At 54.1% G+C, this 12,487-nt stretch carries 15 protein-coding genes; 10 read left to right on the top strand and 5 right to left on the bottom strand.

Going from position 1 to position 12,487, the window contains the following annotated elements:
* Positions 1-113 precede the first annotated feature (113 nt).
* Together ACOTZF_RS19755 and ACOTZF_RS19750 are read left to right on the top strand one after the other, a co-directional pair.
* Positions 114-551 (top strand): type II toxin-antitoxin system RatA family toxin, encoded by a 438-nt coding sequence (locus ACOTZF_RS19755; protein ID WP_008502504.1) that lies wholly within the window; start codon positions 114-116, stop codon positions 549-551.
* The gene (locus ACOTZF_RS19750; protein WP_023314692.1) at positions 541-828 is read left to right on the top strand and encodes an RnfH family protein; all 288 of its coding nucleotides are present in this window, start codon (positions 541-543) and stop codon (positions 826-828) included. Before ACOTZF_RS19755 ends, ACOTZF_RS19750 begins: the two co-directional genes overlap by 11 nt.
* 108 nt (positions 829-936) lie before the next feature.
* Here the strand turns inward: ACOTZF_RS19750 and bamE are convergent, their stop codons facing one another.
* The 3 genes from bamE to nadK form a co-directional block, all read right to left on the bottom strand.
* Positions 937-1,275, bottom strand: a complete 339-nt coding sequence (gene bamE / locus ACOTZF_RS19745) for an outer membrane protein assembly factor BamE (RefSeq protein WP_003863121.1) — start codon at positions 1,273-1,275, stop codon at positions 937-939.
* A 138-nt stretch (positions 1,276-1,413) separates the two neighbouring features.
* Positions 1,414-3,075: a DNA repair protein RecN gene (recN, locus tag ACOTZF_RS19740; RefSeq protein ID WP_023622551.1), complete on the bottom strand. Its 1,662-nt coding sequence runs from the start codon at positions 3,073-3,075 to the stop codon at positions 1,414-1,416.
* Between the two features lie 85 nt (positions 3,076-3,160).
* A complete protein-coding gene (gene nadK, locus ACOTZF_RS19735; RefSeq protein WP_013098356.1) occupies positions 3,161-4,039 on the bottom strand; it encodes an NAD(+) kinase in 879 nt (292 codons plus the stop codon).
* A 122-nt stretch (positions 4,040-4,161) separates the two neighbouring features.
* On the opposite strand from nadK, the gene grpE reads away from it, so the two are divergent.
* Positions 4,162-4,755, top strand: a complete 594-nt coding sequence (gene grpE, locus ACOTZF_RS19730; RefSeq protein WP_013098354.1) for a nucleotide exchange factor GrpE — start codon at positions 4,162-4,164, stop codon at positions 4,753-4,755.
* A gap of 52 nt (positions 4,756-4,807) precedes the next feature.
* On the opposite strand, the gene ACOTZF_RS19725 is transcribed toward grpE, so the two are convergent.
* Positions 4,808-6,094, bottom strand: a complete 1,287-nt coding sequence (locus ACOTZF_RS19725; RefSeq protein WP_028028086.1) for an HlyC/CorC family transporter — start codon at positions 6,092-6,094, stop codon at positions 4,808-4,810.
* 18 nt (positions 6,095-6,112) lie between these two features.
* A complete protein-coding gene (locus tag ACOTZF_RS19720) occupies positions 6,113-6,904 on the bottom strand; it encodes a cytochrome C assembly family protein (RefSeq protein ID WP_014832951.1) in 792 nt (263 codons plus the stop codon).
* Between the two features lie 166 nt (positions 6,905-7,070).
* Between ACOTZF_RS19720 and ffh the strand changes: the two genes are divergently transcribed.
* The 7 genes from ffh (at position 7,071) to ACOTZF_RS19685 (ending at position 12,487) form a co-directional block, all read left to right on the top strand.
* Positions 7,071-8,432, top strand: coding sequence for a signal recognition particle protein (gene ffh / locus ACOTZF_RS19715; RefSeq protein WP_013098351.1), 1,362 nt, complete (start codon positions 7,071-7,073; stop codon positions 8,430-8,432).
* A gap of 116 nt (positions 8,433-8,548) precedes the next feature.
* A complete protein-coding gene (gene rpsP / locus ACOTZF_RS19710) occupies positions 8,549-8,797 on the top strand; it encodes a 30S ribosomal protein S16 (RefSeq protein ID WP_003863133.1) in 249 nt (82 codons plus the stop codon).
* Positions 8,798-8,812: 15 nt separating this feature from the next.
* Positions 8,813-9,352 (top strand): ribosome maturation factor RimM, encoded by a 540-nt coding sequence (rimM, locus tag ACOTZF_RS19705; RefSeq protein ID WP_013098350.1) that lies wholly within the window; start codon positions 8,813-8,815, stop codon positions 9,350-9,352.
* A 31-nt stretch (positions 9,353-9,383) separates the two neighbouring features.
* The gene (trmD, locus tag ACOTZF_RS19700; RefSeq protein ID WP_008502493.1) at positions 9,384-10,151 is read left to right on the top strand and encodes a tRNA (guanosine(37)-N1)-methyltransferase TrmD; all 768 of its coding nucleotides are present in this window, start codon (positions 9,384-9,386) and stop codon (positions 10,149-10,151) included.
* A gap of 43 nt (positions 10,152-10,194) precedes the next feature.
* Complete coding sequence (gene rplS / locus ACOTZF_RS19695) at positions 10,195-10,542, top strand: 50S ribosomal protein L19 (protein ID WP_002914145.1); 348 nt, start codon at positions 10,195-10,197, stop codon at positions 10,540-10,542.
* A 132-nt stretch (positions 10,543-10,674) separates the two neighbouring features.
* Positions 10,675-11,079 carry a DUF2946 domain-containing protein gene (locus tag ACOTZF_RS19690; protein ID WP_129253187.1) on the top strand — a complete coding sequence of 135 codons (405 nt, stop codon included), beginning with the start codon at positions 10,675-10,677 and terminating at the stop codon, positions 11,077-11,079.
* A 37-nt stretch (positions 11,080-11,116) separates the two neighbouring features.
* Positions 11,117-12,487 (top strand): PepSY-associated TM helix domain-containing protein, encoded by a 1,371-nt coding sequence (locus ACOTZF_RS19685; protein ID WP_045901430.1) that lies wholly within the window; start codon positions 11,117-11,119, stop codon positions 12,485-12,487.

The raw sequence follows: 12,487 nt of genomic DNA, 5'->3' as shown, positions 1-12,487 counted from the left end.
TCATTGCGTCCTGTGAGGTCTAACGCGCTATCTTAGCACGAGATGAGGCTTAGCGTTTTTTTAACAGGTGATAAATGTTATTATTTGTCCGTTGTGTGACCATGGGAAATGCTATGCCTCAGATTAGCCGTACTGCGCTTGTACCTTACAGCGCGGAACAAATGTATCAGTTAGTGAACGATGTTCAGTCTTATCCAGAATTTATTCCGGGATGCACCGGGAGCCGCGTTCTGGAGTCTGGCCCGACGCAGATGACGGCGGCGGTGGATGTCTCCAAAGCGGGGATCAGCAAGACGTTCACCACCCGCAATACGCTGACGAACAATCAGAGTATTTTGATGCATCTGGTGGATGGTCCATTCAAGACCCTGATGGGAGGCTGGAAGTTTACGCCGCTGAGCGCTGATGCCTGCCGCATCGAGTTCCATCTGGACTTTGAGTTTACCAATAAGCTGATTGAGCTGGCGTTTGGCCGCATCTTCAAAGAGCTGGCGTCCAATATGGTTCAGGCGTTCACGACCCGCGCCAAAGAGGTCTACAGTGTCGCATAAGATAGCTGTGGAAGTGGTCTATGCGTTGCCGGAGAAGCAGTATCTGCAGCGCGTGATGCTGGAAGAGGGCGCAACCGTTGAGGCGGCTATCCGAGCTTCTGGCATTCTGGAGCTTCGTCGCGATATCGATCTGGCAAAAAATAAAGTCGGCATTTACAGCCGTCCGGTGAAGCTGGGTGATGTGCTGAAAGAGGGCGACCGGGTGGAGATTTATCGCCCGCTGATTGCCGACCCGAAAGAGCTGCGTCGCCAACGTGCGGAGAAATCTGGTAAGTAGTGCTTTTCTCTCCCAGTGGCGCTGCGCTTACCGGGGCTACGATCCAGTGCGAAATGTCGATACAAAAAAGGTGCTCAGTGAGCACCTTTTTGCATTTCTGACGCCGGATTATTTGGTCAGGGCAGGCTTGTTGTCGATGTTGGTCAACACACCGGCGCTGCTGAAGGTCAGCGTCAGGGTCTGCTGGGTCACATCTTCGTGGCCTGGCTGCTGACGGAATACATAGAACCAGGTGTTGGTGCCGAACGGATCGGACATCATCGGGGTTCCCAGTGCATAAGCGACCTGCTGTTGTGTCATCCCTACACGGATTTTAGACACATCGTTAGGGGTAAGGTAGTTCCCCTGGTTGATGTCAGGACGGTAAACCACTTTCTCCAGAGTGGAACAGCCTGCGGTCAACATCAGAAGAACCGCAGCGGCAGCGGTCAGCGTTTTACAGCGCATAGTGATTTGATTCCTTTTCGGGCCCGAGCAGTACGCGGCTCATATGTAATATGCCGATGATAATAGACCTTGCCCCACTTTGAAACCGGTCTGGCGGCGTTTTTGTTGTTCTGTATGACCCTGAGATCCCGAAAAAGTTTATGCCGCCAGTAGTTCTTTCGCATTCGCGAGCGTATTGCGGGTAACTTCGCTGCCTCCCAGCAGACGAGCCAGCTCCTGCAGGCGCGAGCGTTTATCCAGCGGTTTCATGTGCGTTTCGGTCATTTCACCATCCGTTTCTTTGCTGACGATAAAGTGATGATGACCACAGCCTGCCACCTGCGGCAGGTGGGTGACGCACATCACCTGAGTCGATTCACCGAGCTGGCGCAGCAGTTTACCCACTACCGCCGCCGTCGGGCCGCTGATCCCCACATCCACTTCATCGAAAATCAGGGCCGGGGTTTCCATTTTACGGGCGGTGATAACCTGGATCGCCAGAGCAATACGGGAGAGCTCACCACCGGATGCCACTTTGGAAATAGGCTGTAACGGCTGGCCTGGGTTGGTGGTGACACGGAATTCGATGCGATCCGCGCCTTCCGCCGTCAGGGAGTTCTCTTCGAAGCGGACATCAATCGTGAATATGCCGTGTGGCATCGCCAGCGTATGCATGCTGTCGGTGATGTGCTGGCTGAGTTCCTGAGCATAATGCTGACGAACTTCATGCAGCTTTTTCGCCGTGGTCAGCGCCTGCTGATGGTGCTGGTTTACCGCCAGAGTCAGCGTTTCCAGTGAATCAGCCTGATCGTCAAGTTGCTGCTGTTCATCAAGGAGAGACTGATAAAAAGCAGGCAACTCTTCTGGCGTGACGTGGTGCTTGCGCGCCAAAGAAATCTGACGGGAAATGCGCTGTTCCAGCTCAAACAGGCGATTGGGATCGAGATCCAGACGTTCACAGTAGTGGCGCAGTTCATCACCGGCTTCAGAGATTTGAATCGCCGCCTCTTCCAGCATATCCAGCACGCCGGACAGTTTGCTGTCCATGCCCGCCAGCTCGGTAACAAGCTGACGCACGTTATACAGCTGGCTTTGCAGATTAACGTCTTCGCCATCTGCCAGTAAGGTGAGGGCGTTCTGGCTGGTAGAGAGCAGATGGCCACTGTTGGCCAGACGCTTGTACTCTTCGTCAATGAGTTCGAACTCACCCGCCTGCGGGTTAAACTCGTTCAGCTCTTTGAGCTGATACTCCAGCAGCTCGGCGCGTGCGGCACGCTCCTGGCTTTGCTGCTGGTGCTGAGCCAGCTCGCGACAGCTCTGGTGCCACTGGCGATAGTGTTCTGCCATCAACTGAGTAAGTGCATACTCACCTGCATAGCCATCGAGTAGCGATTTTTGCTGCTCCGGCTTAACCAGCTGCTGATGCGCGTGCTGACCATGGATCTGAATAAGCAACTGACCCAGCTCGCGAAGCTGAGAAAGCGGTACCGCCGTGCCGTTGATAAAACCGCGTGAACGACCGTCGCTGCTGATAACGCGGCGAAGTAAACACTCACGTCCATCTTCAAGCTGATTTTCTTCGAGCCAGCGCAGGGCTGCAGGGGTGTCTTTCAGGGAGAAGCGAGCGCAGAGGTCAGCACGGTTGGCGCCCATGCGCACCATATCACCCTCAGCACGCCCGCCAAGGCACAAGCCGAGGGCATCAATGGCAATGGATTTACCCGCACCGGTTTCCCCGGTGATCGCCGTCATGCCGCTGTGGAAATCGATCTCAAGCTCACGAACAATGGCAAAGTTGCTGATGGTCAGTTGTGCCAGCATAATTGTTTTCCTGTATGAAAAACCATAACTGTGTTTTCATACAGTATAAACTGGTTTTTTGTACAGTAAAGTACTGGATGCAAAATCAGAACAATTTTTTTGACCAGCCAAGCTTCGAGCTTAATGTGTTGAAATAGCTGTAATCTTTCGGGTGAATAAGATTCAGGTGATAATCACACCGACGAATCAGTACATCTTCACCTTCCTGAATAGGCAGTGCGATCTGGCTGTCGCAGCTGATCTCCAGGTCATTACGGCGGTGCGAGAAACGCAGGCGAATGGTGCTGCTGCCGTTAATCACCAGCGGGCGGGCAGAAAGGGTGTGCGGGAACATCGGCACCAGCGTTATGGCATCCAGCGAAGGCGTCAGGATTGGTCCTCCCGCGGAAAGCGAATAGGCGGTCGAGCCCGTCGGCGTAGAGATAATCAGCCCGTCAGAGCGCTGGGAGAACGCGAAGATTTCATCGATATACACTTCGAACTCAATCATATGCGCCACTTTGCCGGGGTGAAGTACCACCTCGTTAATGGCGGTACTGATGCGTTTCTGGCAGTCCTGCTGACACACCTGCGCTTCCAGTAAAAAACGTTTTTCGCTGATGTAATGTCCTTCCAGCACATCGGCCAGCTGCTGCTGCGCGTTGTCCGGGTCGAGGTCGGTCAGAAAACCGAGATTGCCACGGTTAATGCCGATGACTTTTATGTCGTAGCGCGCCAGCGTGCGAGCCGCGCCGAGCATGTTGCCGTCGCCGCCGACCACAACGGCAAGATCCGCCTGCTGTCCAATCTCTGCCAGCGTGCCGGTTTTAACGCTCTTAAGCTGCAGCTCCTGAGCGATCTGCTGCTCAACCATCACCTCATAGCCTTTGCTACACAGCCAGCGATACAACATTTCATGTGTCGTCAATGCCGTAGGGTGACGCGGGTGCCCGACGATCCCAATACACCTGAAATGATTATTCATTTTCTGGAGGTCCTTGTGCCTGATGAATGATGACAATCTCTCTTGTTCCCTTGAATCCAGGAAACTGATCCCCATAATAAGCGAAGTTAGCGAGATGAATGCAGAAAAACGCGGAGAAATTCATGAGTAGTAAAGAACAGAAAACGCCTGAGGGGCAAGCCCCTGAAGAAATTATCACGGAACAGCACGATGAAGTTGAGGCTGTAGAGCCAGACGCATCTGCTGAGCAGGTGGACCCGCGCGATGAAAAAATTGCGAATCTGGAAGCCCAACTGGTAGAAGCACAGAATCGCGAACGCGACAGTGTTCTGCGCATCAAGGCGGAAATGGAAAACCTGCGTCGTCGTACCGAACAGGACGTTGAGAAGGCGCATAAGTTTGCGCTGGAGAAATTCGTCAACGAACTGCTGCCGGTAATCGACAGCCTCGATCGCGCGCTGGAAGTGGCTGATAAAGCGAATCCGGACAACGCGGCAATGATCGAAGGTATCGAACTGACGCTGAAATCCATGCTGGACGTGGTGCGTAAGTTTGGTGTGGAAGTGATTGCCGATACCGACGTCCCGCTGGATCCTAACGTGCACCAGGCAATTGCGATGGTGGAATCAGAAGACGTTGAAGCCGGTAAAGTGCTGGGCGTGATGCAGAAAGGGTATACCCTGAACGGCCGTACCATCCGTGCTGCGATGGTAACCGTGGCGAAAGCGAAAGCGTAATTTGCCGCTCCGTAGTGCCGGGCGGCGGCTTCGCCTTGCCCGGCCTACAACTTTATTCCGCGATACTTTCGCGCAGTGGTTTAACAGGCAGGACCTTCACCTGCTTAATCATATTGTCCTGCACGTCCAGGATATCAATATCATACTGTTCAATGCGCACCCGCGTGCCCGCCGCCGGGATCTCTTCCAGTGCTTCCAGAATCATCCCGTTCATGGTGCGAGCCTCATCTTCCGGCAGATGCCAGTTAAAGGCTTTATTGAGTTCGCGGATGTTCGCGCTGCCGTCAATCAGCACCGAACCGTCGTTTTGCGGTGTGACCTCTTCCGCAAGAGAAGGGGACATGGAGGTGGTAAAGTCTCCAACAATCTCTTCCAGAATATCTTCGACCGTCACCAGCCCCTGAATATCGCCATACTCATCGACCACCAGACCGACTTTCTTTTTGTTACGCTGGAATTTTACCAGCTGCGTGCTGAGCGGCGTTCCTTCCGGCACGTAGTAAATCTCGTCGGCGGCGCGCAGCATCACCTCTTTAGTGAACTCTTTTTTCTCGGTCATCAGGCGATAGGCTTCCCGTACGCGCAGCATACTGATGGCGTCGTCCAGGGAGTCGCGATAAAGCACAATGCGTCCGTGCGGGGAGTGGGTCAGCTGGCGGACGATGGCCTTCCAGTCGTCGTTAATATCAATCCCGACGATTTCGTTACGCGGCACCATAATGTCGTTAACGCTGACCTTTTCCAGATCCAGCACCGACAGGAGCATGTCCTGATTGCGGCGTGAAATCTGCGAGCGGGATTCGTTCACGATGGTGCGCAGCTCGTCTTTGCTGAGTGCACTGCTGATGGCGACGTCGGCTTTGATACCGACCATGCGCATCAGGATACGGGTGACCATATTCAACAGCCAGACCAGCGGCATCATCAGGATCAGCAGCGGTGCCAGGAGGAAGCTGCTCGGGTAAGCCACTTTTTCCGGGTAAAGCGCAGCGATGGTTTTGGGCAGCACTTCCGCAAACACCAGCACCACAAACGTCAGTACGCCGGTAGCAATCGCGACCCCGGCGTTGCCGTACAGTCGCATCCCGACAATGGTGCCCAGCGCAGAGGCGAGGATATTGACGAGGTTGTTACCGATAAGCACCAGGCTTATCAGGCGATCCGGTTTACGGAGCAGTTTTTCAACGCGACGTGCGGCACGGTTACCCTGTTTAGCACGATGACGTAACCGGTAGCGGTTTAAGGTCATCATGCCGGTTTCCGAGCCAGAGAAATAGGCGGAGATGACCACCATGACGATCAGCGTAACGATCAGCGTGGTGGTAGAGATGTGTTCCAGGGGGAACTCCTTTGTTACTTAGCCAGCAAATTGCTGTATGAAGCGACTTCCGAAATAGGCAAGGGTGAGTATGCCCGCACCCGCGACATTGAACCAGACCACGCGACGACCGCGCCAGCCCTCATGATAATGGCCCCATAACAGCACAATATAGACAAACCACGCGATGATGGAGAGCACCGCTTTGTCGATATTCTCCACGCTGAACAGATTTTTCATATAAAACAGGCCAGTGCAGAGCGTTAAGGTCAATAATACTACGCCGACCTGGGTGATGTGGAACATCTTACGCTCAATGACCATCAGCGGCGGCATCTCATGGTTAAACGCCAGCTTTTTGTTTTTCAACTGGTAGTCAATCCAGGCGAGCTGCATGGCATAGAGCGCGGCAATGATCAGCGTTGCGTAAGAGAACAGCGACAGGCCGATATGCACCAGCATGCCCGGCGTGGCTTCCAGATGCGTAATGAACTCATTGGGCATAAAGGTGGCTAAGGCCAGATTGATCAGCGCGAAGGCATAAACAATGGGCAGCAACAACCAGCCACGATTCTTAGAGGCGACAATTGTCATCACCGTACAGATCATCAGGCTGACCAGCGAACCGACGTTCAGCACGCTCAGGTTTTGCACGCTGCCGTCACCGGGAATGATGCGCGATTCCAGCGCAAAAGCGTGACTAATCAGTGCGATCACCGCCGACAGAATAGCCATGCGCCGCCAGCCGCTGTTTTTTTGCAGCAGTCCGGGAATGATCAGCGCAAGGCTGACAGAGTAGGCAACAAGGGCGATCAGTGCGAAAACAGGCATATAGGCATCGACAGTTGTCTTAATAAGAAAGAGAAGCAGTATAACGTTACGTGACGCCTGCTCCAACCGTTGCATAACAACAAAGGCGCCTTCATGTTATACTCCGGCAAAATTCTGTGTATGTGTCGCTCATGGCGGCCCAACGTTTCTACTCAGGCGAGAGACAATGTTTGATAATTTAACCGATCGTTTGTCGCGCACGCTGCGCAACATCAGCGGCCGCGGACGCCTTACCGAAGACAACATCAAGGAAACGCTGCGCGAAGTGCGCATGGCGCTGCTGGAAGCAGACGTCGCGTTGCCGGTTGTTCGTGATTTTATCAACCGCGTTAAAGAGAAGGCGGTTGGTCATGAAGTTAACAAGAGCCTGACCCCGGGTCAGGAGTTCGTCAAAATCGTTCGTAACGAACTGGTTTCGGCGATGGGCGAAGAGAACCAGGTTCTGAACCTGGCGGCTCAGCCTCCGGCCGTCGTGTTGATGGCGGGTCTGCAGGGTGCGGGTAAAACCACCAGCGTCGGTAAGCTGGGTAAATTCCTGCGCGAGAAGCACAAGAAAAAGGTGCTGGTGGTTTCTGCGGACGTTTATCGCCCGGCGGCGATCAAACAGCTGGAGACCCTGGCGCAGCAGGTTGGGGTCGATTTCTTCCCGTCTGACGTGGCCCAGAAGCCAGTCGACATCGTGAACGCGGCGCTGAAAGAGGCGAAGCTGAAGTTCTACGACGTGCTGCTGGTGGATACCGCCGGTCGTCTGCACGTTGACGAAGCGATGATGGACGAAATCAAACAGGTGCATGCCTCTATCAACCCGGTAGAGACCCTGTTTGTGGTTGACGCCATGACCGGTCAGGATGCGGCGAACACCGCGAAAGCGTTCAACGAAGCGCTGCCGTTAACCGGCGTGGTGCTGACCAAAGTGGACGGTGACGCCCGCGGCGGTGCGGCGCTTTCTATTCGTCATATCACCGGTAAGCCGATCAAATTCCTCGGCGTGGGCGAAAAAACCGAAGCGCTGGAGCCGTTCCACCCGGACCGTATTGCATCCCGTATCCTCGGCATGGGCGACGTGCTGTCGCTGATTGAAGATATCGAGAGCAAAGTTGACCGTGCGCAGGCCGAGAAGCTGGCCAGCAAGCTGAAAAAAGGTGACGGTTTCGATCTGACCGACTTCCTTGAGCAGCTGCGTCAGATGAAAAACATGGGCGGCATGGCAAGCCTGATGGGCAAACTGCCGGGCATGGGCCAGATCCCAGACAACGTAAAAGCGCAGATGGATGACAAGGTGCTGGTGCGTATGGAGGCGATCATCAACTCAATGACCCTCAAAGAGCGTGCTAACCCGGATATCATCAAAGGTTCCCGTAAGCGCCGTATCGCAGCCGGTTGCGGCATGCAGGTGCAGGACGTTAACCGCCTTCTGAAACAGTTCGACGACATGCAGCGCATGATGAAGAAAATGAAGAAAGGCGGCATGGCGAAAATGATGCGTGGCATGAAAGGCATGATGCCACCCGGTTTTCCTGGGCGATAATCGCTTTTGAGATTGCTTTTTGCCCGAAAATGAGTAAAATTTTCGGGCTTTTAATATGACACCCGGGCTCCGTTCCTCGATGGGGCCCGGTTGTTTTATTCACACAAGAGGATGTTATGGTAACTATTCGTTTAGCACGTCACGGCGCTAAAAAGCGTCCGTTCTACCAGGTTGTTGTGACTGACAGCCGTAATGCACGCAACGGTCGCTTCATCGAGCGCGTTGGTTTCTTCAACCCACTGGCCGCTGGCGCAGAAGAAGAAACTCGTCTGGATCTGGATCGTATCGCTCACTGGGTTGGCCAGGGCGCGACTGTTTCCGATCGCGTTGCTACGCTGATCAAAGCAGCAAACAAAGCAGCTTAATCTGTCACGGTGGTCATGATGAGCAATAAAGCACCTGTTGAACCGATTGTATTGGGCAAAATGGGTTCTTGCTACGGTATCCGTGGTTGGCTCAGAGTGTTTTCCTCCACTGAAGACGCTGATAGCATTTTTAATTACCAGCCCTGGTTTATTCAGAAAGGCGGTAAGTGGGAAGAGGTCGAGCTGGAAAGCTGGCGTCACCACAATCAGGACATCATCATCAAGCTGAAAGGCGTTGACGATCGTGATGCCGCGAATGCACTGACTAATTGTGAAATTGTCGTGGATTCGTCGCAGTTGCCGGAGCTTGAAGAAGGCGACTATTACTGGAAAGACCTTATGGGTTGCCAGGTAGTCACTACTGAAGGCTACAGCCTGGGGAAAGTCATCGACATGATGGAAACCGGGTCTAATGACGTTCTCGTCATTAAGGCAAACCTGAAAGATGCATTTGGCATCAAGGAGCGGTTGGTTCCGTTCCTCGATGGACAGGTTATCAAGAAAGTCGATCTCGCTACTCAAACGATTGAAGTAGATTGGGATCCTGGTTTTTAAATTCTCCGGATAAACGGTAAAAGACGGCGCTATGTGGATTGGCATAATTAGCCTGTTTCCTGAAATGTTCCGCGCGATTACCGATTACGGGGTAACTGGCCGGGCAGTAAAGAATGGCCTGCTGAGCATCCAGAGCTGGAGTCCTCGTGACTTCACGCATGACCGGCACCGTACCGTGGACGATCGTCCTTACGGCGGCGGACCGGGGATGTTAATGATGGTGCAACCCTTACGGGACGCCATTCACACAGCAAAAGCCGCGGCAGGTGAAGGCGCAAAGGTGATTTATCTGTCACCTCAGGGACGCAAGCTTGATCAAGCGGGCGTCAGCGAACTGGCGACGAATCAAAAACTGATTCTGGTCTGTGGTCGCTACGAAGGGATAGATGAGCGCGTAATTCAAACCGAGATTGACGAAGAATGGTCTATCGGCGATTACGTTCTCAGCGGTGGTGAGTTACCCGCAATGACGCTGATTGACTCCGTCGCCCGGTTCATTCCGGGAGTACTGGGCCATGAAGCTTCGGCAACGGAAGATTCCTTTGCCGATGGGTTGCTGGACTGTCCACACTATACCCGTCCTGAAGTGTTAGAAGGGATGGAAGTCCCGGCAGTGTTACTGTCAGGAAACCATGCTGAGATACGTCGCTGGCGTTTGAAGCAGTCGCTGGGCCGAACCTGGCTTAGAAGACCTGAACTTCTGGAAAACCTGGCTCTGACTGAAGAGCAAGCAAAGTTGCTGGCCGAGTTCAAAACTGAACACGCGCAACAGCAGCATGAACATGATGGGAATGCGTAATACGCTCCCGAATATCAGTTTACCCAGGATAAGAGATTAAATTATGAGCAACATTATTAAGCAACTTGAACAAGAGCAGATGAAGCAGGACGTACCTTCCTTCCGTCCAGGTGACACCGTGGAAGTGAAAGTATGGGTTGTTGAAGGTTCCAAAAAACGTCTGCAGGCATTCGAGGGCGTGGTTATCGCTATTCGTAACCGCGGTCTGCACTCTGCATTCACTGTTCGTAAAATTTCCAACGGCGAAGGCGTTGAGCGTGTCTTCCAGACTCACTCTCCGGTAGTTGACAGCATTGCTGTTAAACGTCGTGGTGCTGTACGTAAAGCTAAACTGTACTACCTGCGTGAGCGTACTGGTAAGTCTGCTCGTATTAAAGAGCGTCTGAACTAAGATTCGCTTAAGCGACATCCTGTTAGAAAGGGCTGGCCGAAAGGCTGGCCCTTTTTTTATCCCATCGCATCTCTCGTGTTAACCCTTTCGTCATAAATCATTTACAATGCTGGCCTCTTCCGTGGAGGGTAAGTGATTAACGTACTGCATCAGCATAACTGGAAACGCGCAGCGGCATTGACCGCGCTGTTTGCGATCCTGCTGATCGTGATCGCACCGCTGATCTCCGTCTCGCTGCAAAAAGATCCCATGAGTGCCATGCCGGGGATGCATCATGACATGAGCATGATGTCGATGGATGAGTACCACGGCGATATGCAGCACAGCATGCCGGTTGACCATGCGGGAGCCTGTGGCTACTGCGTGCTATTAGCCCACGTGCCGGGCATGATACTCGCGCTGATTGTGCTGCTCAGCATCGTGCTGCAAAGGCTGCGTGTCAGGACGCCGCGTCAGGCAGTCAGCCACTGGCACTTTTTCCCCTGGCTTTATCCTGATACCCGCGCGCCGCCGCGGCAGTCTGCTTTTTCCCTTTAAAAAATATCGATAACTTTTTGCCTTAAAAAGGAAAAGTATGACTACCTGCACTCCGCGCGCGGCATGGGGAAACCTGCTGCGTCGACTCCATTTCTATGTCGGGCTGTTTGTCGGCCCGTTTATCTTCTTCGCCGCGCTGACCGGTACGCTGTACGTGGCGACACCGCAGCTGGAAAATATCCTGTACCGGCACGCGCTCCATACGGATTCCGTGGGGGAGCTCCAACCGCTGGCGGAACAGATCGCCGTGGCGGAAAAAAACATCGGCACCGATCTGCGTTTACATGCCGTTCGTCCTGGCCTGGCTGCGGGTGAAACCACCCGGGTGATGTTTGCCGACCCGTCGCTTGGCCCATCGGAGACCCGCGCTATTTTTATCGATCCCGTTACTCTTGCGGTGCGTGGCGATATGACCGTGTATGGCACCAGCGGGATTTTACCGCTACGCCAGACTATTGATTATCTGCATACGTCCCTGATGCTGGGTAACGTTGGTCGGCTCTACAGCGAGCTGGCCGCCTCGTGGATGTGGGTCGCTGCGCTGGGCGGGATTGCGCTGTGGTTTTATACCCGGCCAAAACGTCGGCTCAACAATCGTTTTCAGAACCGGCGTCGCCTGCATGTCACGCTGGGCTGGGTGCTGCTGGGGGGAATGTTGCTGTTTTCTGCGACCGGCCTGACGTGGTCCCAGTGGGCGGGCGGCAATGTGGATAAACTGCGCGCGCAGATGAACTGGCTCACGCCGCAGGTGAACACCACGCTTTCGGGTGCGCCCGCCACGATGGATGAGCACGCTGAACACCATGGGCATCATGCCGGCATGATGATGCCCGACATGACGATGGAGCTGACCCAGTTCGATGGCGTATTGCACGCTGCCCGCCAGGCCGGGATTGATGCGAATAAACTCGAAATCCGCCCGGCGAAAAGCGCTGACCAGGCGTGGACCGTGACGGAAATTGACCGCAGCTGGCCGACCCAGGTGGATGCCGTTGCGGTGGATCCAAATTCCATGCAAATTCTGGACAGAACCCGCTTTGAGGATTTCCCGTTAATGGCAAAGCTGACCCGCTGGGGTGTGGATTTCCATATGGGGATCTTATTCGGGCTGGTTAACCAGTTACTGCTCGTCGCATTTGGCCTGGCGCTGTGTGTGCTGATTGTCTGGGGATATCGGATGTGGTGGATGCGTCGTCCGGCGCAATCGACGGCGGATCCGCTTCAGACGCTTTGTCAGTGCTGGCTGGCGCTCCCGGGATGGGGAAAAGCCGTCACGGTGGTGGTCAGCGTATTGCTGGGGCTGGCATTGCCGGTGATGGGCGTGAGCCTGGCGCTGTTTATGCTGATTGACTGGCTACGCTGGCGAGCGGCAACTGGCGTGTCGCTCGCACAATCATCCGTTAAATAA

Source organism: Enterobacter cloacae complex sp. SHL021, assembly GCF_049237765.1.
Taxonomy (GTDB): domain Bacteria; phylum Pseudomonadota; class Gammaproteobacteria; order Enterobacterales; family Enterobacteriaceae; genus Enterobacter; species Enterobacter cloacae.
This window is presented reverse-complemented; position numbering and strand designations above follow the sequence as displayed.